Source organism: Streptomyces sp. NPDC093225 (genome assembly GCF_044753805.1).
Classification (GTDB): domain Bacteria; phylum Actinomycetota; class Actinomycetes; order Streptomycetales; family Streptomycetaceae; genus Streptomyces.
In genome coordinates this window covers 1-24,212 of the sequence record NZ_JBIVNX010000011.1, presented here as the reverse complement: position 1 = coordinate 24,212, position 24,212 = coordinate 1, and the positions used below count along the sequence as shown (strand labels likewise).

The following is a 24,212-nucleotide window of genomic DNA, read 5'->3' as shown; positions in this document are numbered from 1 at the left end:
CATGCCGGCCGATTTAAGTGCGACTTGGCGAATGGCGGGGATCTATCGGTAGGATTTTCCTCAACCCCGAATGGAGGCCCGGCGTGCGCCGCCGGTGACGAAAGAAGGGGGGTGAATGATGGAGAGCTCCGCTGGCGAGCCCCGGGAAGGGGGTCGTTGGCGTGTGCAGCTCACGCGGCTCGTTGAGCTGGCGAAGCTGGCCGGAAGCGTGATGCAGGCCGTCTACTACGCGATGCGTATATGGCGTGACCTGTGACTTTCCGGGGCGGGCCGCCCCTTGTGGGGAGGCGACCCGCCACCGCCTCGACATCTACGGGGTCCCGTGTCGCCGCTGCAATGGAGGTCACGGGGCCCCGCCCTCATGTCTGGGCGATGCCGTAAATGATGCCACCATTATTACTTGGCATCAACCGCGTGCGATGTGTTGAGCATTGCTGCGTCGAGCAATCTGCCGCGGAAGATATTTCCGCGCCTCTGGCTGCATATATTGCCGTGTTGAAGTTGGTTGTTGTTCTCGCCGTAGATGTTGCCCGTAGGTATTTCCCGTAGATATTGCCTGCGAACATTACTCGAAGATCTTGCTGCTGCTGGCCGTTGCGGGCGCCCGATCGCATCTGACCTGCGGTTTTCCATCGAACCGCCTACAGAAATCTGTAGGTGGTTCGAGCCCGCCCCAGGCCCGACGGCCGGGTCACCTACGAAAACTGGTAGGTGCCGGCCGGCCCCGGGGCCGCTGGCTGCGGTCGTTTGATCATGTCCGGGCTGCGAGGGTGCGCCGGAAGCGGGCGGGCACGGTGGGGTTCTCGTCCCAGGCGACGAGGTCGTCGAGGTACCGGGCCAGGGCCCGGCTGCCGGGCGCGTACCGGTTCTGGCGCTCGATCACGTGCCGCGGGGCGCCGGCACGTTGGTCGGCTCGGACCTTGCCGCGGCGCATGGAGTGACCGGAGTAGCGGCGCACGCCTCGCCGCAGCGCGCGGCGGGCGAGCCGGCGTCGGGCCCGAACAGCCTCACGTCCCTCGTCGGTCAGTACGACGGCGGCCAACTCGGCCCGCTCCGCGGCGGTCGACATCGCGGCCCGCTCCTCGGGGTCCAGGGCCCGCGTGAGGCCGGCGGCCCGGGCGGAATCAGCGATCAGGTTCCTGATGGTGCGGTCCGAGATCCCGCCCGCCCGGGCCGGATCCTTCGGCGGCCGGCCCGCGGTCGTGAGCCGGCCATCCTTGACCCGTCGCAGCAGCGGGCCGGCGGTGGCGCCGTTCTGATCCAGTTCGGCGATCCAGGCGTGGTAGAGCGCGACGGGGCAGGTCTCGTCGTCCTGCGCGGCGATCCGGACCGTCTCCGTGGTCCGGCCGTAGGGGTTGGTCTTGGACAGGCGCAGGGTGATGACGAGTGCGTGTAGCTCGAGGACCTCGCCGGTGTCCGGGTCGACGGCGGTGAGCGTCTCGGTGGCGAGGTCGCGCAGGTTCAGGCTTGCGGGCTCGGAGGCGCGGCCGGCCATGTACCAGTCCAGGGCGAATCGGTTCCGCAGCCCTTCGAGGGTGTCGGGGTCGTGCACGGCGAGCATGGCGGCCAGGTCCTCGCGCGTGCACTCGGTGGCCTGCAGCACGTCGCCCTGGCCGTCCGGGTCGCGGGCTTCCTGCCGGGCCCGGGCCGCGATGATGCGCTCGACCATGTCCCGCTCGGAGGGCGGGACCAGGACGCCGGAGTCGGCCAGGCGCTCGGCGATGGTGGAGGTGTAGATGCCGATGGTCTCGGCCGGGTGGCGTTGATCGGCGAGCCAGGCCGCGTAGTCGGCGAGGGTGCCGGGGTCGCGGTGAAGGCGCCCGCGGTCGCGGCACCAGGCCACGAAGCCGGCCATGCGGCTGGCGCGGCCCCGGGCGGTGTTGTCGGGGGTGGCGGCCGCGGCCCACGCGGCGGTGCCGGCCGCGACGGTATACCCGTCCGGGTGCAGGACCCGGCCAGCGGGCAGTACAGCGGGCGCGCCCTGCGACGGCAGGGCGGGCGAGGCGGTCAGGTCGGCGGTCATCGGGGCTCCGCCAGCGGCCGCCGGTAGCGGGCCGGCGGCGTGAACCGGCGCCCCAGGGCCTCGGTGGCCGCGTCGAGTTCGGCCCCGGCCGTCGCCACGGGGGCCTCACCGTTGCCCAGCCGGGGCCACCAGCCGGGCGTGGTCCTCGGCGGCCACCGCCTCACAGGCCCGCAGCACCCGCAGCGTGTGCTCGAGGCCGTTGACCAGCAGGACCGGTGCGGCAGGGTCTTCCGGCAGCTCGCGGGGGATCGTGACCAGGTTCAGCCCTGGAAGGGTGTCCGCCTCCAGGACCCGCGCGCGGAGCTCCCCTGCGGTGATGGCCAGGTGGCCGCCGGCCGCCATCACCCCGTGCAGGAGCCGGACCGGGTCGTCCTGGGCGGTGGGCTGGAACTGTCGGGGCCGCACGAGGGGGTCCCGGCCCCGAAGCTCGACGCAGACGAGCTGCAGGCGCCGGGCCCAGCGCGGATCCCGATGCCCGGAGGCGAGTGCGACGCCGTACCGGACGACTTGCTCCACCAGGTCCCCGACCTTCAGCAGCTTCAGGGTGCGGGCGCGCAGCAGCCACACGACGTTCTCGCCGAACCGGCCGCCCGGGCCCGGCTCGAGACCTTCGAGTTCGTGGCCGTCCTGCCAGCGGACGTCCACCCAGGCCCGTGCGCCGCCGTGGTGGGAGACGTCCACACTGACGTCCGCGACCGCGAGCCGGCGCCCGCCGTGTTCGACCAGCGGCAGGCACAGGTCCCCACTGGGCGGTTCGACGCCGGCCGGCGCCCAACCGGCCAGGGCCGTCATACCCGATTCGGGATGGGCGTGGAGCTGGGCACCGTCGAGGACGAGCGGTGCGTAGTCGCCCGCGAAGGTCAAGGTGGACGTCGTGGTCATGTTGGTCACGCGGTCTCCTCGTCAAGGTGGCCGGCCTCATCTGCCGTGCCGACCCTGCGGCTAGGCGTACGGGAGTCCTGCCGAGGGAGGACTCCGTGTCAGCCGGCGGCCGAGGTTCCGTCCAGGCTGGCTGTCGTTTCGGGGGTCGTTGATGGCGGGGCCGACGGTCGCAGGCGCACGAGTGCAAGCACGTCATGTGCCTCATCGACCAACTTGTCACCTGTGGCGATGAGGACCGTGGCCAGGCCCACCCCAGCGGAGAGCCACGAGTACCAGGCCAGCCAGCGGGCCGGTCCGTGGTTCTCGATCGCTGCCCACAAGGCCATGAGGAAGATCGAGACAGCGAGGGTGACGCAAGCCAGCAGCCAGATACCCATCAGCTTGATCTTCCTCCGGACCAGATCACCGCGCGTTCGGGTCTTGGCCCCCTCCTGACGGACGACCTCGTCCAGCGGCCCGGCCGAGATCAGGCCCTTGGCCGCCTTGAGGCTGAGGTGAAAGTCGACGGTCCCGATTAGCAGGATGGCGACGCTGGCCCCGGCGTTGATTGCCGCGTAGTCGTCGCTCATGCGGAGTCGGTCGTCGTCGAACAGCGCGAACGTGGCGGGGACGACGAGCAGCGTGGTGAGCCCCGCAACGCCAACTGCCCTCCGGGCTTCCTTGACCTCGCGACCGATCCACGTGTGGAGATCCGGACTCTGCTCTGTTGACACAGCTCCCCCTCGACTGTCGCGATCCGCACCTGACTTGGTGACATACCGTGTTTACCGATTAGGGCAGGCTCTGCCAAGCTCGACTCCATCGGCCAGGACGAACGCCTGCGTCTTCTCCGCCGCCTGGCCGAGGACCGCACCATCCGCCTCGACAGCCGGGTTCTTGGGCTACTCGTCCTGCTCTTCGCCCAGCCAGTGACCCGCATCTCACGCATGGTCGTCGACGACGTCCAGGTCACCGACGAAGACGTCACCGTCCGTCTCACCGGCGGAGAGCCCGTCCCCGTTCCTCAGCCTTTTGACCAGCTCCTTCGCGAGTACATGCCCCGGCGCCGCCACACCACGACCGCCCGTAATGCTCGCACCCGCTGGCTCTTTCCCGGCGCGATCCCCGGGCAGCCGATGGCCCCTGCCACCCTTCACAAAGCCCTGTGGGACAGCGGCATCCCGATCCGGCGCGGCCGCAACTCGGCTCTGCGTGAACTCGTCCTGGAGATGCCACCCGCGCTTGTCGCCAAGGCCCTCGGCTACAGCCCGCTTGCCGCCGAACAGCATGCGGCAGAGGCCGGCCGTCCCTGGTTGGGATACGCCACCGTCCGCCGCTATCACGGCGACCAGCTCTCCATGTTTTGAGCAGGTGGGACCACGGCGGTCAAACGGGTAGGCACGTCAGGTCTGGCCTGCGGCCGCGCTACACGAGCGTCCGCAAGCACCCCGGGCACTCGGCTTGCGATGGACGAGGGTCCGCTGCAAGGCCGTAACCGAGAAACCTCCCACACGCCCCGCACTCGAACTCGGCGTCGGCCTTCCCCGACATTGCCATCATCATGGCCAACCGGCCCGGAACGGTCGTTGCGTCTGCACGGCTGCGGATGTCTAGGACGCCGACCGCCGCTTGCTCAAGAGGAAACTGAAAGCCAGCGGGATAGGCGGCCTGCGCGGCGGCCACCGCCTTCGCGAAGGTCTTCGGGACGGTGAACATGTCATCCTTCGCCCAGTCGTGTCCACCGATTCGCGCCGACATCAGGCCCACAGGAGCACGCACCAGGTCAAGCATCGACGACTCGATGTTGGCGACAGCTGGGTCGACCACGTGCAGCCACCGGTACTGGGTCAATGCATGCCACACGCGGCCCGTCGACTGAGGCGCCGGCTCGCGCTCACGCGTCTCCGCGAAGTCGATCAGTCGTTCCCCCGCGCGGAGGCCGCGCTCTATGTGGGCTCTCATCGTGTCCATCCCAACCCCTTCTCGTGGCAGACCGGCCAGAGCCTAGCCGCGAGGAAGCGCGTTCTCGCCAGTTTCGAAGGTCGGACCCATGCGCTCAGATCACCACAACGAAGCCTTCGTGGCACCGCCGACGCAGGCTACTCGCGACATCGCAATATCCGACGTCGTCAGTCAGGCCACCGGGGGCCCGATCCGCCTGCTCGGATCGACATGAGGAACTGTCATATGCCGCTCTGACAGTTTCGATTGTCGAAGACGGGTATCGGTAGTCATGCTTGTCGCATGGAAACCGCAGCCGAGCGCCCCGACTTCTGGACCGACGTCAACACCCTGCGCACCCCCGCCTACCGCGCGCCCACCGACGACGAGACGATCGCGCTCGCGGACGCCGTTGCCGAGGCGGCCGACGCCTTCGCGATCCGTATCTCCGCGCGGGCCGAGGCCTACCGGGCGGAGGGCCAGGAGCCGCGCGACGGGATCGCGCTCTCCGGGGACTACGCCCTGACGACCCTGTACGCGTTCCGCCAAGTCCAGCTGACCGTGGAAGACCTGGCAGAGAAGGCCGCAACCCTCGCCGGCCACCAGAACGCCAGCTACACCCTGATCGGCGAGGCCTGGGGCATCACCCGCCAGTCCGCCCGCCTGAAGTGGCCCAAGGCCGTACCCCCGCGCGGCGTCCGCGGCCAGGACCCCATCACACTGCACTACGCCGGCGGCGCGGCCACCATGCACCACCACCCCGACACCGACACCTGGTCCTACACCGCCATCGCCGCCGACGGCACCGAGCGCATCAGCGAGCGCGACCAGGCGAGCCCCACCGACGCCACCGCGGCCGCGACCGCCTTCCTGATCGGACACGCGGTCCCCGCCACGTAGGGTGCCGCCGACCCGCTGTCCCCTCCGGGGCCCCGGGGCGTCGGTGAAGGTTCTGCCATCGGCGGCTGAAAGAGGGCATTCCTACGACGTGATGGGCGGTACATGTCGGTTGGGTGAGGCCCTCACCGAGGGTTGCCACGGAGGTGTTGGCATACCGTCTGCGTCCAGGCCGTGGGGCCACAGAGTGAGCGGCAGCAGCATTGGTGGCTCGTCCGGGGGGAGCAGGAGCAATACGCTGCCGTAGTCGGCGGCCTGTCGGAGCAGACGCTTGGCTTCTTCCCGGTCCCCGGCCCGGTTACGAATCATGGCCAGGTTGAACAGGGCGTTGGTGCCGCCGTGGCCGGCGGCCTGTCGGGCCAGGTCCTCGGCGTCGCCCTGGTCTCCGGCCTCCTCCCGCATCACGGCCAAGTAGTACAGAGCGTCGGTGTCGCCGTAGTCGGCGGCCTGTCGGGCCAGGCTCTTGGCGCCTTGCCAGTCCCCAGCGTCCGCCCGCATCACGGCCAGGCGGGCAAGGGCGTTGGTGTCGCCGTGGTCGGCGGCCTGTCGGAGCAGACGCTTGGCGCCTTCCTGGTCCCCGGCCTCCTCCCGCATCACGGCCAGGCAGTACAGGGCGTCGGTGTGGCCACGGTCGTCAGCCTGTCGGGCCAGGTCCTCGGCGCCTTCCTGGTTCCCGGCCTCCTCCCGCATCACGGCCAGGCGGCCAAGGGCGTTGGTGTCGCCGTGGTCGGCGGCCTGTCGGAGCAGGCGCTTGGCGCCTTTCTGGTTCCCGGCCTCCTCCCGGATCACGGCCAGGCGGTACAGGGCGTCGGTGTGGCCACGGTCGTCAGCCTGTCGGGCCAGGTCCTCGGCGCCTTCCTGGTTCCCGGCCTCCTCCCGCATCACGGCCAGGGAGTACAGAGCGAGGCCGCTCCCGTGGTCGGCGGCCTGTCGGGCCAGGTCCTCGGCGCCTTTCTGGTTCCCGGCCTCCTCCCGGATCACGGCCAGGCGGTACAGGGCGTCGGTGCTGCCGTGGTCGGCGGCCTGTCGGGCCAGGTCCTCGGCGCCTTCCTGGTCCCCGGCCTCCTCCCGCATCACGGCCAGACGGTACAAGGCGTAAGCGCCGCCTCGGTCGGCGGCCTGTCGGAGCAGGCGCTTGGCGCCTTTCTGGTCCCCGGCCTCCTCCCGCATCACGGCCAGGCGATACAGGGCGTCGGGGCTGCCCTGGTCGGCGGCGCGGTGGCGGAGGTAGTGGGCCCATTGCAGGCGGTACCTGACTTCGGCTGCTCCAGTGAGGTTGTTCAGGTCGTTGGGATGCGTGAGGTGGGTGTGGGCGGCGTGCCAGAAGGAGTTGGGCGGGCACAGGTGCCTGCGCGTGGTGCGGCCGTGTTGTTCGAGGTAGTCGGCGAGCCGGACCACCGGTCCCTCAGGTTCCGGGGTCTGAGTGTCAGCGACGGTCGAAGGGATGGGCGGGTGCCGTGCTGGCTTGGGGGTGGTGTGGCTTAGGGGGGCCTGCTTGCCGTGAACCGGTTCGGCAAGTTCGGCGTATGCGGTTTCAATCCAGTCATCGGTGAGCTGGTCGTAGTCGCTCTGGCTGAGGTAGTCGGGGGTGGCGTCGGTCAGGAAGGCCTGAGGAAGGTGGAGGCCAACGCCGAGGCGGCGGGCGTCCATCGCTGCCTCCAAAAGCGCTCGGGCACCCGGGGTGGCCTGCTCGTAGCGGCGCAGGAGTTCCGGCGCGCCGGCCAGGTCCTGGGTAACCCGTCCACTGCCACGGGCGCGGGTGAGGGCACTGGCCAGGAGCCGGTCACCCTGCGCGGCGAGCAGGGCGGCCTTGGCCAAGTCGGTGGCATCGAAGACGTCTGGGACGGTCGGGGTGCAGCCGGCCAACAGTTCCCGCACCCGGCTGTACCGATCATCCTCGCCCGGTACGGGCAGAGAAGCGTACCGGTGCGCGTACTCGGGCCACAGCGTGCCCAGCACCAGGACCGGCCCGCGCGTCTCGTCGACCAGCAGCTGGTGGACAGCCGCGGCGATTCGTTCACCGGCCGTCGGGTCGCCGAGGTAGTGCTGGGCCTCGTTCAGCCACACCACCGTCCGCGGCTCGACCCGGCCCAGCTCCGCCAGCGCAGCCTCCGCACGCGTCGGGTTGAAGGGATGCCACAACCGCCACCCCCTCTCCGCGAGCGGCTGGACGGCCTCCCAGCACGCTCGCGTCTTCCCCGTCGAGGAGCTGCCCACGAGGACCACGATCCGGCTGCGGCCCGCGGCCGCATCCCGTACCGCATTGGCCAGCACCTCGTCATGCGCACGGGGCACATAGCCGGGCAGCGGCGCCCGCACCGCGGATGCATCCAGGCCTGAGGCGGTCGCACCTGGGCCGGCGGGGTGGACTTCCAACTCGTGCGGCTCCCACCGACCGATCGGCCTGCCCGGCCCCTCCACATCGGCGGGACCTGTGCCCGCCCCGTCATCCGCGGCCCGTTGCAGCTCCAGAAGCTCGCCCACCGGCAGGTCCAACTTGGCAGCCAACGCCGCCACCGTCGCCGCCGACGGAACCGGCGCCGTGGCTGACAGCGCCTGCGACACCGTGGTACGCCCAAGACTCGCCCGACGGGCAAGCTGCGTCTGGTTCAACCTGGCACGGGCCAGCCCGTCGTTGAGTCGGGCACGCAGTTCGGTAAGGGCCGGATTGTGGACACTGTCCTCGTCAGGCACGTGCTTCCCCGGGGCGAGTGGTGTGTTCGCCAGTGTTCATCTTCGTCCCCGTGAACCCTGGCGGACACCGATTCCGAGATGTTCGACCACGTCAGCACTCCACCGGATACCGGGAGCTTGTCGTGACCGTCACCGTCGTCCTCCTTACTACCGCACTCGTCATCGTCGTCGCGCTGCTGGCCGGCGCTGCCGCGGGCAAGCTCGCCCGCATGGACGACGCCACCTACCCCACCGCCCTCACCCGCGCCGCCGCGACCTTCGCCGCGGTCATCACCCTCGCCACCGTCGTGACCACGGCCCTCAACGCTCTCCTCACCTGAGCGGTGTCCTCCACGGAGCATGGTCTGGCGCTCAGCCGCCATCGGTGGCCTGGCACGGCTGCGTCCCAACCCTGCGAGTCAGCTGTGTCCGTACGGCACAATGACTATGCATGGGGATAATTCGTCCTTGTGCGCGGCCGGTGCCGCGAGGATGGGAAGGGCGCAGAGGGCGAGCGCGGGCAGCCCGCGCAGCATCCGGTTCTTGATCACATAGGCGGGTGTAGCGGGACCAGTCCCATCCGCAACAGGCCTTCCTCGGACAACTCACCCGCGCGGGTGCCCGCATTCACTGAAAGAACGGCCCTGCTGCCTGCACCCAGGGACGGCAGACCCGGTCCGAGGAATGACGCCCGCGCCAGGGTGGTCAGCGGCGCGAGTGGATGGCTTGCGCTGCCGCGAGGACACCCTGATCAAGGGGTGTCGTCACTACCGTCGATGGGTTGCGATCACGTTCCGCCTGCGCTTTCAGGTCGCCGTTCCTGGGCTGGGTGACGTGCCCCAACAGGGGCAGCCCGACCGCGGCCATGTTCGCCATCACGGCTTTCACGAACTCTCGATCGGGGCTTGCCTGATCACCGCTCCACGGCGTTTCGACCGTGATCATGCCGAGGAGAGCCACTGGATGATACAGGAAGCGCAGGTGGCGATCGCGTAGGAGTGCGGCGCTCTGTTCGGGCGACAGGGGCATGCGTTCGGTCCGGGTATCCAGGCCGTTCCCGCGGGGCAGTTCCTCGCTGGCCGGGATGCCTTCGGTGTGAGCCAGGACGACGAAGTCGTCGACGAGATGCGGTCGGGGGAAGTGCCCCCGGCCCATCAGCACGACGATGTCGAAGTGGGTCCGCCCAGTTTCGAGTGCCTCGCGCAGAAGAGTGTCGTTGCCGAGGCGATTGCTTGGGTCTCGCTCGTACCAGGGAGTGAGCTGTTCGACGAGTTCGCCGTGGCCCTTGCCGGCATCGTGGGGCAGGAGGATGGTGCTGCGCGGACCGGGGTGAGCCTGAGCCCTGGCCTCAGCGGCCTTGCGCTCCTTCACCCGCCTCGAATACAGCCGCATGTCCGTCTGGTAGGGCTCGTATTCGTGGAGCATCAGCACGCGCAGACCCTGCCGAGCCCATGCTGCGGCAAGTTGGTAGGGCAGGGACTTCACCTCGTAGCTTTCGGTGAGGAACTGGATGACGCGCCCGTACCGGGTGCCGACCTCCCCGGATTTCCGGAGCTTCGTGTACTTCGCTCCGGTTGCCTGCTGGGTGCGACGGGCTCGGCTCTTGGCTCCGCTGGCCCCGGCCTTGGTCATGATCGATCTCCGCTCCAGGGCCCCCACATGCCCCGCAGAGTCGATACCGCGCGGGTGCTGATCGAGTGACGGGACCGTCCCTCGGGCAAGACGGCCCGGGTGTCCTTCACCTGAAACTTGGCCGGGGTGGGGTCCCAGCCGTCAGGCTCGCGGCGTGCGCCTCCTGCCGCAGCGCGGATACTACCGCCCGCTGGGCACACCCCAGCTCAAGCCCTCGTCGGCGTGTTGGTGGCCGTTGGACTCCTCGTTCCGCCTGCGTCGCGGTCTATATAGAAATTCGGTGCGCCATGGGCAGAGCGTGTGCGACTCACTACCCTGGCGTAATGGATCACAACGGAGCGGGCACGGAAACTCAGGGGCCGCCGACGAGCCGCGAGCAGGACGCCGTCCGTATTCTGTTGCTGATCGATGGGGCCTGCGAGCCACTCTCCGCGCCGGAGCAGGCCGAGCCCGCCCTTCAGCAGGCCGTCGGGGTCATGCGTACGCAGGTCAAGCTGCAGAAGCTCGACTTCTGGCTACGGAACCCGGACTTCCTGGCCAACGAACTCCTCAACGGGTACGAGGCCACCGGCGAGCTTGAGCTCCTGGAGCACGCCGCGGCGATCTTGGACTCCGAAGAGCCCGAGGTCCGGCGCTACCCGATGCTTCGCCACCACTTCGGTGCCTACGGGTGGCTGGACGATGCCCTTGCGGTCCTGCGGAGCGCCGGACTAATTATCCGCCAGCGGCGGGGAACGATCGAGCACGTGCGTCAGCACGATTACTACCTGCTGCAGCAAGGCCGCCACGTGGTGCGGGAGATCATCCGAGAGGCGCCCGCCTTCGCGTACTACGTCGACCGGGTCGGTCTTGTCCTGGCCCTAGCCGGCGACAGGCGGGGCAGCCAACTCAAGGACATGCAGTACAGGATCCCCGAATACGCGGAGACGCCGCGAGGACAGGAGATCCGGTCGATCAGCGCCAAAGCACGAGGGCGCCTGGCGGCGCTTCGCCAGGGGCTCACGGCGCACGAAGGGGGACAGGCATGAGTGCACCACAGGGCGAGATGGCTCTGGAGGAAAGGATCGCGAAGAAGGCGAACGTTCCGGTCGACGATGTCCGTGACGTGTTCGCAGCCTACGGTCTTCCCCTCGTCGTCTCTCCCGCCCGGGCCCGCCCGCTGCGCGTGCATCGGCTGCGACTGGCTGGGGAACGGACCGGCGACGTGCAACCGGGCCCGTTCGACACGCCGCTCTACTTCTCGGAGGGCCTTACCGCCTTCGTGGCGTCGAACTTCCGGGGCAAGAGTTCGGTACTGGAGCTGGTTACGTGGTGCCTGCGCGGAACCCGGCGCGACGTGCTCAAGGCCCGGGTTCGCCGCTGGCTCCGGCACGTAGACCTGGACGCGACTGTCGCCGGAACGCCCATGGCGTTCCGTCTGGATCTCGCCGACGGAGAGATCGCTTCCGCCATCGTTCTGACCGGCCCGGACATCACTGCCCTTGAAGAAGTACGCGCGCCCGACCCCGGCCGGGGGATCACATCCTTGCTCCGGGCAGCGAGCACGACGAGCTATGCGGAGCAGATTGCAGGGTTGATGCTGGGCCGGATGGACTTGCAACCCCTCCTGAACAGTCGCAAGGAGACCAGCACCACAACGCACGGATGGCCATCGTACTTCGGAGCGATCTACCTCCCGACCGGCGCCGACAAGCCGCTGATGGGCGATGTCATGACTGACGGCCTGCCGGGACGCCTGCTGCAGGTCTTCCTCGACCTTCCGGCCGCCGCAGCTCTCACCCGGGTCAAGACGGTCCACGACGTCCGGGTCGCCGGCAACAAGGCACGCCGCAAGGAGGCCGAGGCGGCGGCCGCGGCACGCACCACGGAGCGGGACCGCCTCCAGGACGAACTCGGCAAGGCCCAAGATCTCCTGGCCAGCCTGAGCCCGAGCAGCACGAACGATGTCTCGCTGGTCGACCTCGCGCACACCACCATGGACCTCGCGCAAGCTGTCGCCGACGCCCAAGACGTCTGGGAGGAGGCCGACCGCACGTTCCGGCGGGCGCGCACGGAACGGCAGCACGCGGCCAAACTCCTCAACGACGTCACCGAGAGCGCGACCGCCCGCCTCCTGTTCCACGGGCTCAACCCGACCAGCTGCCCGCGATGCGACCAGACCATCGACGACGAGCGCCGCCGCGAAGAGCGCCAGGCGCACACGTGCGCGGTCTGCGCCAGGGAAGTGGTGGGTGACGATGAAGACCCGCAGGATGTGACCGCCGAAGCCGAGACCCGACTCGAAGCCACCACCGCAGCCGAGGAAGCCGCGAAGACCGAACGCGAGCAGGCCCGAGCTGACGTCCGGCAGTTCACCGGCCAGCTGGAGGACGCCCAAGCAGAATTGCGGCGCGCCCAGTCGGCCGCCGACCTGCCCGCGCGGCTCGCGGCACACGAAGCCGTTCTGCGCCTCGAAGGCGCACTTAGCGTGCTGGAGGCCCCGAAGGAGGTCCCTCTGGACGAGGCCGAGGAAAAGGCCATCCGTATCCTGGCTGCCGCTGCCGGCCTGCTTGAGCGCGACAGCAAGGCCGCTGCCACGCAGCTCTTCAAGGAGATCAACGAGGAGATCGCCAGTATGGCCATCCGGTTCGGCCTGCCGTCCCTGGAGTCGGTGTCCATCGACCGCGGGGCCCGTCTGAAGGTCTACCCCGTCGGCAGCCCACAGGAGTGGTTTCAAGACCAGACCGCCGGTGAGAAGCTTCGGCTACGTATCGCGGTCGCCATCGCCCTCCTGCGGATCGGCCGGAGCAACGGCGTGTCGACTCACCCCGGCCTGCTGCTCATCGACAGCCCGAAGTCCGAGGAGATGCAGTCCGCCGATGCTCACAAGCTTTTCCGTGAACTGGCCGCGGTCGCAGCCGACAACGAGCTCCAGGTTCTCCTCACCACAGCCGACTTCGACCTTGCCAACGCCACCCTCCCCAAGGACACCATCCGACAGGCTGCCGAAGGCGCCCCGCTGTGGTGACCCCGCCCTGGCACGGCACGAGAAAGGACGAAGGACATGCTCCAGCTCGCCGACCGGCTCACTGAACTGGCAGCAGGCAGCGAGCCCATCACCTTTCCCGCCATCGGACTGACCCCGGACACGGTGATGGGCCAAGCCGGGGACGTAGCAGCCGGCCCCCTCGCACCGTTCCTTGCCGAGGCCGTCGTCGATGCCTACAACCGCGGGGACGAGCAGTGGCAGACCGTCGGAACGACCTTTCCACCAGGTCTCGCCACCCAGACCAGCGTGCTTCACCTCACCGCCTCGCTCGATGTCCTGCTCGACAGCGCACCGGCCGCCAAGGCCCTCGGAAAGCCGTTGACCACCGCCCTCCTGAACGATCTCGTGGCCCGAATCGAAGCGGCACCGCTTCTGGCCGCCGCCCGGCTCGAAGGAGCCGTACGCCTGGCGATCGCCGAAGCCGTCAGCCCCTTCAAGGTGTGGCAAGCCCTCGAAGACGTCCCAGCCGACGGACCCGAGGACTTCCTCGAGCGGCTGCCGCGTATTCTCGGCCTCACCCTCGACCGTTGGGCCCATGAGGACACGATCGCTGACAGCGTCCGAGACCTCCTCGTGCAGCTCACGCATGACGAGGCCGCCGACGCCGATGCCACCTTCGAACTCGGTTGTGACCTGCTACGTCGTGCGCTCTCCTCCAAGACCGTCGGCGACGTGACAGACCACCTGGTCCAGGCCCGCAGGTACTTCACGAGAGCCGTCCAAGCCGAAGAGGCCCGCCACGACGCAGAGACCTTCGCAGCCGTCTGCGACGCGATCATGGCATTCAGCCGACACGACACGAACGCCATCGCCGATGCCGCCGACCGGATCGCGAACCTCTTCGACCGGCGCGAGGCCTGGATCCACCGAACCCACCAGCCCGCCTGGCTCCAGCCCAGACGCTCGGCCGAGATCGCCTGGCACGAGCTCGTCCTGCAACTGCGTGGCGCCGCAAACACCCTCAACGAGGACGCCTGGCTGGACGGCTGGCAGGCCCTGGCCACTGTCCTCACCGCCTACCGGGCCAGCCGCACCGTCCAGCCGATGACCGGCGACGGGCTCGCCTTCTTGGTCCAGCCAGTGATCGAAGACAGTTTCCTGCGCCAGCAGGCCTTCCTGGCGCAACTACGCCGAGCCACTCAGGAGACCGCGCATCACGAAGACCGCAGTTTCGATGCGGAGACCGCCAACGCCTTGCTCAACGCTATCGAGAACACCTCATCAGGGCGCGAAGCCCGCGACGCCAGCCCGGCGACAGGTCAAGATCAATCCGAGGACGACGACCCCGACCGGGTCCTCTTGACCCGCCTGCAGCGCCGGGCACCGACCCTGCTGAACTTCCTCGGAGCCGGTCAAGCCCTCCGGATCGCCGCCTCCCTGAACGACACCGAGCTCCTCGCCATCGAAGGATTCGCACACGACAGCGATGTCGGCCGTCTCGAAGCCACGGACCCGCTCATCGGCCCCAAGCTCGACGAACTCATGGCAGCCCTGTCCGAGCATCCCGCATTCACCGGTGAGACACGAAGGACCTTCTTGGCCCTCGTGAAACAGACCCTGCTGTTCCTCAAAAGCCGCTCCGACCTCACCCGTACAAATCTCGTCGGCGGCAGCAAGAAGAACGAACCTCCGCCTTTCGACTACCGGCGCAAACCCGAAGGACGCAACGCCCGCAAGCCGGTCGAGGCCGACCTCCAGCGCGACTTCCATGGATGGCTGCAGAACGGCCATCTCCACAACGCCGTGATGGTCGAACCCGTCGATGTAGCCATGGGCCGTGCCGACGTCATGGTGCACTTCGGGAGCCTGCGCTACCTCACCGAGATCAAAAAGGATGACTCCGACAACAGCCGGCCGTACCTTGAAGGCCGCTACCTCACACAGACAGCCGACTACAGCAACACCAACGCCCCATTCGGACAACTCCTCGTCCTCGACCTCACCTCCAAGACCGATACCAAGGGCAACCTTCGAGTCGAAGAGAGCGTGTGGAGCACTACTCACAGGCCGCACGGAGCAACCGTCGACCGGGCCGTCGTCGTCGGTATCGTCGCTGGCAACCGCACAACGCCCTCCAGCTACTCCCGGAAGTAGCTGGTCCCCGGACAGCGGGCCGGTCCCTTTCGGGGCTGTCAATTCAGCGGTACCAGTCGAGGGGTTCTGCCGCGTAGGTGCCGTCGGAGAGGAGGGCGTCGGTCAGCTCGAACCGCTGTCGGCGGTCGCTGGTCGGCTCCTGCCGGGTGATGACGGTTCCGGCGGAGCGACTGCTGGCGATCTGGACCGCGTGGCCGTCCGGGGCTCGCGTACCGATCAGGGTGTACGTGCGTGCGGGTCTCGGCGCCGTCCCGTCTTCGCCCGGTGTGGTGTCGCGCCGGGCACCCCGGCGACGGCGGGCCCGTGCGGTGAGGCTGACAGCCACCACCACGGCGAGGCCGCCGAGAAGCTCCGAGAGCGAGCCCGTGATCACATCGTTCAGCATGTCGGTGAGTCTTCTTCCTCTCTGTCGGTAGAGCGCAGCGCGCGTACCCCAGAGGGTCCGGCCGCGTGACCGCGTACGGGACTGGAAGAGCTCCGTGAAGCTGCGCGTTTCAGCCTTGTCGCCCCATTGAGTCAGACTTCGAATTCGCCGCTCCACGACACTTCGCGGGGTTCTAAAGTGCGGACGTGACCCGCGATGAAACCTCCCCCGCGGACCGAGAGCTGCTTGGGCTCCTCCACGACCGCGACCTGGCAGTATCAGCAACGCAATTGGAACGCTGGCGGCGAGCCGGACTACTTCCGCGGCACGTCCGTAAGGCGCTGGGCCGAGGCCGTGGCTCGACGGCCGTTCTGGACCCCAGCACCGTGGAGATCGCCGATGTCCTGACGCGTTGCAGCGGGCAGGGCAAGGACCTACGAGGCACCGTCCTGGCCTGGTACATGCGGGCTGGCACACCAGGAGCGCACTCCCGCCAGCGGGTGCCGGAACCGCCCTTCGATCCCGTCCGCGACGCACTCGTCTGGGCATTGCGTCGCAGCCCCGTCCAACGCCTGATCGAGCAGGCCCGTCGAGCGCGAGACGACAAGGACACTGACGACTTGTACGCCGACGCCGACAAGTTCCTGGCACGCTCGCCCGGCCTGTTCGGCCATCCGGGACGCATGCGTGAAGCGCTCCTCGACAGCAGCCAGGACATCCAGCCACCACCACGCGGTGGACAGCGCAGTGTGGTCAACCTCATCGCCTTGCTCGGACTGCCCCAAGGGGAAGTGAGCGGGGAGAGCTTCGCGCAGGCGATGACCAGCTCCGGTCTGCATTTGGGACTCGACTGCGAGACGTTGGCCGCGGCCTTTGAGCATGCCGAGCGTGACGGAATGCTGGACCATGTCCTGAACGCGGCACGACGGCGTGACGTTGTGGCCGAGGCAGAAGCCGTCAGCCCCGAGAGACTGGCGCGCGCACGAGAAGTCGCCCGCATCCTGGGCTTCTGCGGCAGCGTGTACTTGATGCACGGCCTGCTGCTCCCGGACACCCCCAGTCAGCAAGCCATCCAGGCCAAAATCGACGAGCTGGGCCTGGGCGAAGTGGCGATCTCGGCAGCCCGAAGCTTCAACAAGGTCGAGGCGGCTAATGTCCTCAGCTTCTGCTTGGAACCTTTCTTCGACCACCTCAGTGAGCAGCTCAAGGAGGTCATGACCGAGCACATGGCCGGAGTTTTCCGCCGTCCCGGAGAACTGGACTCGGCCGAGGACTTCATGGCTGGGTGGCTGGCTGCGATCCAGGACGCACGAGAGCGGTAGCGGGGCTGATCAGCATCTCTCTCGGCGAACCACGCGGAGCAGTCCACGGTCAGCGCCCCCAGGGATAGGCCCCGTTCTCAGGACACCGAGTCCGGCGCGTGCGCGGCAAGCGTGTCCGCGATGTCCTTCCACATTGGGCGTACGCCGGTGGGAACCTGCGGCAGCGCCTTGTGCATGGACTGCACGGCAGCTTCGTGCCGTCCCTGGAAGCGGAACGACCAGGAGGCGGCCTGTAGGAGCCGATGCAGTTCTGCGAGTACACCGGCTGCGTCGCTGTGGTGCTGCAAGAGCTCCGCAGCACAGTCCGCGCTTGCCGCTGGGTACGCGTCGATCTGGTTGTCGTGGTTGATGAATAGTCCCTCGATGACGCCTGTCCGGTAGGCGTCAGGCCACCGTTCTGGGTCCGTCGCGCAGGCGTGAACCCCGTCGAACCGCACGGTGAACGTCTCGTTGGCCGTGCGCCGACCAACCGCGACACCGAGTCGCCTCTGTTCGGCTGCCTCCAGGGCCGGCAGGTTGGCGGCGTCAAGACGCTGCGCGAGTTCTCCACTGACGAAGACCTGGGATTCCAGGTCGCTGACGAGCTGCGTGACGTTGCCGAGGAACACCTCGGTGTGCCGCGCCAGGACCCAACGGATCCACACCAGGGCGCCGTGCACGCACGCCTCGGCGACCTCCTCGGTGACTTCGTGGATGGCGGCGCGGCCATGCCCGGTGCCGTACCGGTTCCGCACTTCTGCGAGCTGCGTGGCCATCTTCCGGGCGTTGTCGGGTATCGCCCGCAGGACGTCGTGCGGCGGCAGGTTCTGCTTTGCGGTATGGGCGACGATCCGGTGCGCCGCGCTGAGGAGCCCCGGGTACGCCGCGTTGTCTGCGTACACCTCGCCGTTCGCCTCGATAGTGACCCGGGCGACGCACTCGGCCAGCTCCTTGGCCGCACCGACGACGTGCGCGAAGTCGTCTGCCTCAACCGCACGTCCCATGCGCTGGTACGCATCACAGATGGCGAGCCAGTGTCCTGACTGGATCCGCTTCGGCTGCGGAAGCGGCTCTTTCACCAAGATCCGGATCACCCTAGGACTCCTCCTCGCGCAGCGTTCGCAGCAGACGTCAGGGCTCCTCGACGGACCGACTGTCACGGTTGCCCCACTGGCATTGTCGCAACACTCCGTGGGGTACCCGAACGTGGGATGAGAGGGCTGTCTGCCGCCGTGGTGGTCGCGTTCCGCGGCACGAAGTGCCGTTTAAGGGCTGTCCCGTAAATGATCTTTTCGTCGCCTCGGGCATGGCGAACCGTCGTTCCGCCCGCTTGCCTATCCGGCGAGGGCGAGGTTGTGCATCCGGGCGATGCCGAGCATGGCGTGGTGGACGCCGTCGCCTTTGAGGCGGCAGTCGCGGAGGATTTTCCAGGTCTTCATACGGGCAAAGACGTGCTCGACGCGTGCTCGGACCTGCTTGTGGGAGCGGTTGTGTTCCTCCTTCCAGTCTGGGAGTTTGGCCTGCCCCTTCACCTTTCGGTGCGGGATGACCAGTCCGGTGCCCTGGTAGCCGCCGTCGGCGATCGTGGTGGTGTTGCCGACTGCGGCCTTGGCGCCGGACTCCTCCCAGCCGCGGGAGTCGTGCCGGTTGCCCGGCAGAGGCCGGCCGACCACGACGACGAGACGGGTGTCCGCGTCGATGACGACCTGGTGGGCGGTGGAGTACTGGTAGTTCTTCGACTGCTCCGCCACGGAGTGGTCGCGGGTGGGAACCAGCGTGCCGTCCACGATGAGTACGGTGCCCTGGGCGAACCGCTTGCGAGGCTGGAGCGCGAGCATCGGCCCGAGGTGGTCGATGATCCGGTCCGCCGCCGACTTCGAGACCCCGAACAGCGGAGCGAGCTGCCGCATCGTCAAGTTCGTGCGCCAGTAGGCGGCCACCAGCAGGGCCCGGTCCTCCAGTGGAAGGCTCCACGGCCGGCCCCTGCGGACCGCATCCGCGCCCTCACGCCGCAGCACCGTCACCAGCTTGCCGAAGTTGCGCGGGCTCAGCCCGGTGAACGGGGCTATCCAGGACGGCTCCGACGCCGTGATCACACCAGCCACGGCAAGATCATTCCACTGCTTCTCGCCCGTCCTGCTCGAACGCGATGCGGCAGCGTTCGACCTGCTCAGCTACCTGCTCCATGAACCAGCGCATGATCTCGTAAGGGATGACGTGTTCATCATGGCTGTGCATGTGGACGATCGGCTCCCCATCCGGATCCTCGTCGGGGACAAACGCCACCAAGAAGGCGGCGCCAGGCAGGTGCCTCTCAGCGCTGGGGTTCTCGGCCCACGCGGCTGGAGCCGGCACGGCCTCGCTCAGCTCCACAGCCCAGGCATCGTCGGGCAAGGCGTAGTGGAACTGGACGGCGTAGTGACGCCCTGCATGTTCTCGCAGCGCGGCTGGCATGACGGCAGGCTGTCACAGGCGCGAGGACCGGGTCGCGACGGCCCCACCAGCTTTTGCGGGACAGCCCTTAGGCGCTCGACGGACAAGGGTTTGACCCGGAAGCCAGTGGGCTCCTTCTCGTATGCCCGGCTGTTCATGGCGGTGAGGACCCCGTCAGGCTCCGCCCAGTAGCCGTGAACGTAGGCGTTGCGGTGCTCCATGCCGTCCCGGATGTCGCGCGTGATGGTGTCCAGTGCAGCCCGCATGGATGGGGTCAAGTAGCTGGCTGACTTGGCGTAGCTCACCGCGAGATCACACAGCGCGTTGATCATCTTCCCCTTGAGTTTGTTCGCCTCCGTCTTGCCGGGTGCCAGCCATAGGCCGGTGAACTCGGTCGCGAACTCGACTTCGGTCGCCGTGTGGACCATTCGCCCCAGGGCTGCGTAGACCGGGGCGAGCTCTTCATTCGCCGTGGACCTGTCACTCATGCGCGGGATTCTGCCACCCGGCGAGATCGCTCCCGGACCGTTTCCACGGTCCCTCGCAGGGGTGAATTCGGCCCTCGCGTACGCGTAGGCGGCCGGTGGACTGGCTCATGAGGGCTGGCGGTCATGATCTGACCCGGTGCGCATCCTCCTCCGCGGGGGCGGCGACGGCCGGCTCCGGCGCCACAGCTCAGGGGAACTGCACGCTGGCCGCCCTTGTCAGCAGCTACGGGGCGGGCTCGTACACGACCGTGGTGGTGGGGCAGTCCTCGGCCAGCCCGAGTAGGGCCTGGCGCTCGGCGTCGTCCACGGCGAGGTCCCACCGCAGCTTCGTGCCGACCCAGGTGGCGGCGTACGTGCAGTGGTAGGCGCCGTTCGAGGGCAGCCATTCGGCCGGGTCCTTGTCGGCCTTGGACCGGTTGGAGGCGGCGGAGACCGCGATCAGGGTGTCTGGGGATCCCTGGTCGTTGGCGTAGGCCTCGCGCCGGGCCGCGGTCCAGGGGGTCTGTTCGGAGTCGTAGACCTCGGCGAGCGGTACGAAGTGGTCGACGTCGAGGCGGGCGGCGTCGGTGACGACGACGTCGTCGTACACGCTGCGCCAGGTCCCGCCGGTGAGCTTGCAGCCGGCGGCGACCTGCGGGGCTTCGAGGGCCTCGGCCAGGATGACTTCCTTGCGAGTGTCGCAGCCGTCCGAAGCGTTCAGCCCGCGGTTCCAGTGCTTGTACAGGGTCCGGACGTAGCCTTCGCGGTGCTCGGCGGCGACGGGCAGGCGGTCGATGGCCTCGAAGAGGGGCAGGGGAGCGCGTACCGCGGCCGGGGCGGCCGCTGTCGCGACCGTGGCCAGGCCGGCCGCGGGGGCGGAGTGCGCGACCGGGGCCGTGGCGAAGAGCGGCAGGACACCGAGGGCGAGCGCGGGCAGCATCAGGTTTTTGATCACAAAGGCCGGTGTAACGGCCCAGGCCGCGGCCCCTACAGGCGCGCTGCGGCCAACTCACCCGACCGGACGCCGGGATTCACCGCAGAAACGCGCCTGCGCCCTTGTACGCGAGCCAAGCTGTTCCATGGGCCAGGGGACCTGGTCTGACCCTGCTCAGTGGTCCGGGCGCCCTACTTTCGGTGCCAGAAGTGCATCAGCTCGGCCAAGGCTCGGATGACTTCGGGCTTGTGCTGCGCGGGTACGCGTCGCAGCGCGATAGCCAGCGCAATCAGGATGGCCAGGACCACCAAGCCCACAATGTATACAAGCGTGATGGAAGTACCCATCGCTGCCGCTTCTAGTACCGCCCGCACAGCACAGTCCTCCGCATACGAATAGAGCCGTCTGCGTAGAGGTATGCCAAGGCGCAGTTACCCCAACGTGACAGACGGCTGCCTGTCATGTACGCAGCGCCCGCGTCGCTGCGCCCGCCAACGGCGGAACGTTGAGGTCCCTGGAGAGACCGGTACTACTACTTTGCGCGGGGCGTGACGCGTCACTGTCGACGTCACGCAAAAAGCCGAGCGAACTCCGAGGCGGCCCCCTCGGGGGCGACCCATCGGAAAGGCCCTGCCCGATCAGCCTAGCGCAACCAGACGGACTGCAAGGGGAGTTCACGTTGCAGAGTCAGAAGCCCTATGGCCCGCACCTGCTTGATGCGGGTGGCCAGTCCAGTGAAGGTGCCCGCCGGATCAAGCAGCGGGCACCCGGCAACCGTGCGCGCCATTGCCCGTCGGACATCGTCGGCTTCGCCTGGGTCACGGAGCTGGCGACCTTGCCCAACCGAGATGACAAAATCGAACTGATGTGCAATGATCGCGAAGGTTTCAAAAATCTGACCCTAAGTGAGGTACGGTTTATGAAACCTAGTCAGGGAGGGTGTCTATGGCTGGCATTGAAGCCATGCAGCTCGACGCGCGGCTCGCACAGCTGGGAGTGAACAGGCAGATCTTCGTGGATGCCGCGGAGTGGGCCGCTAGTCAGGCTCGGATGTCCACGAAGTTCGACGCTCCGTCCATGCCCGGAATCACGTTCTGGAGCAGGGCTAACCGCTACCTTGCGGAGTGCCTCACGGACCGCAAGTACCTGGCGAAGCACCTCAAGGACGTGAACGAAACGTCGACGCCCTGGAACCACACGCGACGGGACAGCATCCTGCGTGTAGTCCACCCGGCGGGCACCCACGCGATCACTGCGATCAGCGGGTCTGGTGGCATCGGCAACCTTGACCGGCCAGCGCGCTCGAAGAACCCTAAGGGCAGCGCCATGGCGGTGATCGTCGAGAACAACGTTAAGTTCGAGCGGCGCACCGGCCAGGGCGTCATCTTGTCTCGGGACGACATCGAGTTCGGTGGCGAGCTCGAGGAGATGCCGCTGTGGATTTTCCTCTACGGGCGTACCGAGGCAGGACTCGCAGCTGAGCTGTCGCGCCCTGTGAAGATGAACGGGCAGTACGTGAACGAGTGGGCCGAGCGAATCCCGCTGTTCACTATTTCCGATCCGGGAGTCGATGTCGAGATCCTCGACGCCCCGGACGATGATAACGGCGTGCACATTCCGGTGCAGTTCACCGGCTGATTTAACGGATAACGGGAGTTGAGGAAAGTGTTCACCCCCGAGAGGCTTGTTCTGGCTCGGAAAAGGCGCCGCATGACTCTTGCTGCGCTGGCTCGCGAATCTGGGATCTCAGCCCAGAGCATCACCGCGTTCGAGAATTCCAGAAAAGTCCCATCGGAGGAGACGCTTTCCTCACTCGCTCACAGCCTCGGCTTCCCCATGGACTTCTTCCGTGCCGAGCCGGCCCCCGACATGGTGGCGGGCGCTGTCAGCTTCCGTGCCCCCAGCAAGATGACTGCGGTCGAGCGGGACAGCGCACTGAGCTGCGGCGCCATCGCAGCCACCCTGAACCAGTGGCTTGAAGCCCACTTCACGCTCCCGCGCCCCGACGTGCCGACCTACGACGGCATGGACCCCGAGGCGGCGGCCGAACAGGTACGCGCGGACTGGGGACTGGGAGAGGCCCCAGCGCCCAACATGGTCCACCTCTTGGAGGCCCACGGGGTACGCATCTTCTCCCTGGCTCCCGACTGCCTCGAGATGGACGCGTTCTCCACAACCAAGCAGGGCGTTCCCTACATCCTCCTGAACACGCGCAAGAGCAGCGAACGCGGCCGGTTCGACGTCGCGCACGAACTGGGCCACCTCGTCCTGCACAGCGGCCCCCACAGCCCCTCAGGGCCGACCGCAGAAGCCGCGGCCGATGCCTTCGCCTCCGCCTTCCTCATGCCAAAGGCCGGGATCCTCGCCCAGCAGCTCGACCAGCCCAGCTTGGAGCGGATCCTAAGCGCAAAGCGCCGATGGGGCGTGTCCGCCATGGCCCTCGCCTACAGGCTGCGCACCCTAGGCCAGCTCTCCGAGTGGAAATACCACCAGACTGCCAAGCAGCTTTCGCAGATGGGATACCGCAGGGGAGAACCCGGCTCCAACCTTGCCAGAGAAAGCAGTCAGATTCTCACCAAGGTATTCGAAGCACTTCGAGCGGCACACATGAGCCACTTCGATGTGGCGAGAGCAATGAACATCCACCCCGACGAACTCAATGAATTCGTATTCGGACTCACTCCAATCGGATTCAATGGAGGCGAGCACAGAACCGCTCCTGTGCGTCCGGCGCTGCAACTCGTTAAGTAGCTCGAATCCCCCGAATCCTCGCGACGGACACTATCTGACTGTTCGTCGGGTTGGGGTTGGGGGCAGTGGTTTTCTCGTGATTCAACACAGCGCATCCGGAGTTGATACAGCGGGGCGGGTCACCTCCGCCCCTCAGCCGCCCCTCCCTGCAGCTGGCCGCCCGCGAAGCGGGCCGCGGGGTCGGGGAGCGAAGCGGACCGGCCCAACAGGCCGTGAAACGGCCTGAATTGAGGAGCGAAGCGGCTCAACTCCTGGGGTCTGGAGCGCAGCGGAAGACCCAGAAGACAAGCCCGCGAAGCGGGCGCCGGCCTCGCCTCGCGCAACGCGCGAGGCCTACGCTCCGTCATCGGCCGCGCAGCGGCCGGTCGTCTCTCCCCAGCTGATGATCTGTGCTTGTTTGGCAGTGGTGGTCCGGGGTGGGGTTCCCTGGTCAGGGCGGGTTTGAGGGCTGTTTTTCACTGACAGGGGTTGCCGATTTTGTGCTGGCGTTTTTGACGTTTTGCCTGGTCGTTTTGGTGGCGATCGGTATCACGCTTGATTATTTGTGCTGGTCAGGGCTGTGCCTCCTGCAGGTCAGGCTCCGGCCCGGGCCCTTTGTTCTGCTGCTGGCGGCCCGCGTAGCGGGCTGGTCCTGGAGGCGGAGCCGGAAGGACTCGGGTGAGGGAGCGGAGCGGACTCGCCCAACGGGCCGGAGGCCCGGACCCCGTGAAACGGGGTCTGATGATCTGTGTTTGTTTGTCAGTGGCGGTTCGGCGTTGTGATGTCAGTGGTCGGGGGTGGGGTTGTCCCTGGTCAGGACGGGTTTGAGGGCTG

Annotated in this window: 23 protein-coding genes; 10 read left to right on the top strand and 13 right to left on the bottom strand. The window is 67.7% G+C overall.

Annotated features, from left to right (window positions below):
- Positions 1 to 751 precede the first annotated feature (751 nt).
- The 3 genes from ACIQCH_RS12690 to ACIQCH_RS12680 form a co-directional block, all read right to left on the bottom strand.
- Positions 752 to 2,023: a hypothetical protein gene (locus tag ACIQCH_RS12690; protein ID WP_402580667.1), complete on the bottom strand. Its 1,272-nt coding sequence runs from the start codon at positions 2,021 to 2,023 to the stop codon at positions 752 to 754.
- A 105-nt stretch (positions 2,024 to 2,128) separates the two neighbouring features.
- Entirely contained in the window at positions 2,129 to 2,914 is a 786-nt protein-coding gene (locus ACIQCH_RS12685) for a hypothetical protein (protein WP_402580666.1), read from the bottom strand.
- Positions 2,915 to 3,003: 89 nt separating this feature from the next.
- Positions 3,004 to 3,618 carry a hypothetical protein gene (locus ACIQCH_RS12680; RefSeq protein WP_402580665.1) on the bottom strand — a complete coding sequence of 205 codons (615 nt, stop codon included), beginning with the start codon at positions 3,616 to 3,618 and terminating at the stop codon, positions 3,004 to 3,006.
- Between the two features lie 213 nt (positions 3,619 to 3,831).
- On the opposite strand from ACIQCH_RS12680, the gene ACIQCH_RS12675 reads away from it, so the two are divergent.
- Positions 3,832 to 4,251, top strand: a complete 420-nt coding sequence (locus ACIQCH_RS12675) for a hypothetical protein (RefSeq protein ID WP_402580664.1) — start codon at positions 3,832 to 3,834, stop codon at positions 4,249 to 4,251.
- A 58-nt stretch (positions 4,252 to 4,309) separates the two neighbouring features.
- Here the strand turns inward: ACIQCH_RS12675 and ACIQCH_RS12670 are convergent, their stop codons facing one another.
- The gene (locus ACIQCH_RS12670) at positions 4,310 to 4,855 is read right to left on the bottom strand and encodes a hypothetical protein (RefSeq protein ID WP_402580663.1); all 546 of its coding nucleotides are present in this window, start codon (positions 4,853 to 4,855) and stop codon (positions 4,310 to 4,312) included.
- Positions 4,856 to 5,128: 273 nt separating this feature from the next.
- Here ACIQCH_RS12670 and ACIQCH_RS12665 point away from each other — a divergent pair, with 273 nt between their 5' ends.
- A complete protein-coding gene (locus tag ACIQCH_RS12665) occupies positions 5,129 to 5,725 on the top strand; it encodes a hypothetical protein (RefSeq protein WP_402580662.1) in 597 nt (198 codons plus the stop codon).
- 81 nt (positions 5,726 to 5,806) lie between these two features.
- Here the strand turns inward: ACIQCH_RS12665 and ACIQCH_RS12660 are convergent, their stop codons facing one another.
- On the bottom strand, positions 5,807 to 8,416 hold the full coding sequence (locus ACIQCH_RS12660; protein WP_402580661.1) for a tetratricopeptide repeat protein: 2,610 nt from the start codon (positions 8,414 to 8,416) through the stop codon (positions 5,807 to 5,809).
- Positions 8,417 to 8,538: 122 nt separating this feature from the next.
- On the opposite strand from ACIQCH_RS12660, the gene ACIQCH_RS12655 reads away from it, so the two are divergent.
- Positions 8,539 to 8,736 (top strand): hypothetical protein, encoded by a 198-nt coding sequence (locus ACIQCH_RS12655; RefSeq protein ID WP_402580660.1) that lies wholly within the window; start codon positions 8,539 to 8,541, stop codon positions 8,734 to 8,736.
- Between the two features lie 364 nt (positions 8,737 to 9,100).
- Here ACIQCH_RS12655 and ACIQCH_RS12650 read toward each other — a convergent pair whose 3' ends face one another.
- On the bottom strand, positions 9,101 to 10,027 hold the full coding sequence (locus ACIQCH_RS12650) for a hypothetical protein (RefSeq protein WP_402580659.1): 927 nt from the start codon (positions 10,025 to 10,027) through the stop codon (positions 9,101 to 9,103).
- A 323-nt stretch (positions 10,028 to 10,350) separates the two neighbouring features.
- Between ACIQCH_RS12650 and ACIQCH_RS12645 the strand changes: the two genes are divergently transcribed.
- Genes ACIQCH_RS12645 through ACIQCH_RS12635 form a run of 3 tightly spaced genes read left to right on the top strand, consistent with a single transcriptional unit; the run spans position 10,351 to position 15,149 of the window.
- Positions 10,351 to 11,055 (top strand): hypothetical protein, encoded by a 705-nt coding sequence (locus ACIQCH_RS12645; protein ID WP_402580658.1) that lies wholly within the window; start codon positions 10,351 to 10,353, stop codon positions 11,053 to 11,055.
- Entirely contained in the window at positions 11,052 to 13,034 is a 1,983-nt protein-coding gene (locus ACIQCH_RS12640; RefSeq protein ID WP_402580657.1) for a hypothetical protein, read from the top strand. Before ACIQCH_RS12645 ends, ACIQCH_RS12640 begins: the two co-directional genes overlap by 4 nt.
- A 36-nt stretch (positions 13,035 to 13,070) precedes the next feature.
- Positions 13,071 to 15,149, top strand: coding sequence for a hypothetical protein (locus tag ACIQCH_RS12635; RefSeq protein WP_402580656.1), 2,079 nt, complete (start codon positions 13,071 to 13,073; stop codon positions 15,147 to 15,149).
- A 43-nt stretch (positions 15,150 to 15,192) separates the two neighbouring features.
- Here the strand turns inward: ACIQCH_RS12635 and ACIQCH_RS12630 are convergent, their stop codons facing one another.
- A complete protein-coding gene (locus ACIQCH_RS12630; protein WP_402580655.1) occupies positions 15,193 to 15,534 on the bottom strand; it encodes a hypothetical protein in 342 nt (113 codons plus the stop codon).
- A gap of 185 nt (positions 15,535 to 15,719) precedes the next feature.
- Here ACIQCH_RS12630 and ACIQCH_RS12625 point away from each other — a divergent pair, with 185 nt between their 5' ends.
- Positions 15,720 to 16,835 carry a hypothetical protein gene (locus ACIQCH_RS12625; protein ID WP_402580654.1) on the top strand — a complete coding sequence of 372 codons (1,116 nt, stop codon included), beginning with the start codon at positions 15,720 to 15,722 and terminating at the stop codon, positions 16,833 to 16,835.
- Between the two features lie 77 nt (positions 16,836 to 16,912).
- Here ACIQCH_RS12625 and ACIQCH_RS12620 read toward each other — a convergent pair whose 3' ends face one another.
- The 6 genes from ACIQCH_RS12620 to ACIQCH_RS12595 all read right to left on the bottom strand — a co-directional run bounded on the left by ACIQCH_RS12620 (position 16,913) and on the right by ACIQCH_RS12595 (position 20,995).
- Positions 16,913 to 17,908, bottom strand: a complete 996-nt coding sequence (locus ACIQCH_RS12620) for an abortive infection family protein (protein WP_402580653.1) — start codon at positions 17,906 to 17,908, stop codon at positions 16,913 to 16,915.
- A gap of 240 nt (positions 17,909 to 18,148) precedes the next feature.
- Positions 18,149 to 18,919, bottom strand: coding sequence for a transposase (locus ACIQCH_RS12615; protein ID WP_402580652.1), 771 nt, complete (start codon positions 18,917 to 18,919; stop codon positions 18,149 to 18,151).
- Positions 18,920 to 18,926: 7 nt separating this feature from the next.
- Complete coding sequence (locus ACIQCH_RS12610) at positions 18,927 to 19,187, bottom strand: hypothetical protein (RefSeq protein ID WP_402580651.1); 261 nt, start codon at positions 19,185 to 19,187, stop codon at positions 18,927 to 18,929.
- Positions 19,178 to 19,735 carry a hypothetical protein gene (locus ACIQCH_RS12605; protein WP_402580650.1) on the bottom strand — a complete coding sequence of 186 codons (558 nt, stop codon included), beginning with the start codon at positions 19,733 to 19,735 and terminating at the stop codon, positions 19,178 to 19,180. Before ACIQCH_RS12605 ends, ACIQCH_RS12610 begins: the two co-directional genes overlap by 10 nt.
- A gap of 223 nt (positions 19,736 to 19,958) precedes the next feature.
- Positions 19,959 to 20,669, bottom strand: a complete 711-nt coding sequence (locus ACIQCH_RS12600) for an HNH endonuclease family protein (protein WP_402580649.1) — start codon at positions 20,667 to 20,669, stop codon at positions 19,959 to 19,961.
- A gap of 170 nt (positions 20,670 to 20,839) precedes the next feature.
- Positions 20,840 to 20,995 carry a hypothetical protein gene (locus ACIQCH_RS12595; RefSeq protein WP_402580648.1) on the bottom strand — a complete coding sequence of 52 codons (156 nt, stop codon included), beginning with the start codon at positions 20,993 to 20,995 and terminating at the stop codon, positions 20,840 to 20,842.
- Between the two features lie 332 nt (positions 20,996 to 21,327).
- On the opposite strand from ACIQCH_RS12595, the gene ACIQCH_RS12590 reads away from it, so the two are divergent.
- The 3 genes from ACIQCH_RS12590 to ACIQCH_RS12580 are packed head-to-tail and all read left to right on the top strand — an operon-like array spanning position 21,328 to position 23,399.
- Entirely contained in the window at positions 21,328 to 21,648 is a 321-nt protein-coding gene (locus ACIQCH_RS12590; protein ID WP_402580647.1) for a hypothetical protein, read from the top strand.
- Complete coding sequence (locus ACIQCH_RS12585; RefSeq protein WP_402580646.1) at positions 21,594 to 22,286, top strand: hypothetical protein; 693 nt, start codon at positions 21,594 to 21,596, stop codon at positions 22,284 to 22,286. Before ACIQCH_RS12590 ends, ACIQCH_RS12585 begins: the two co-directional genes overlap by 55 nt.
- A gap of 27 nt (positions 22,287 to 22,313) precedes the next feature.
- Positions 22,314 to 23,399, top strand: a complete 1,086-nt coding sequence (locus ACIQCH_RS12580; RefSeq protein ID WP_402580645.1) for a helix-turn-helix domain-containing protein — start codon at positions 22,314 to 22,316, stop codon at positions 23,397 to 23,399.
- Positions 23,400 to 24,212 lie beyond the last annotated feature (813 nt).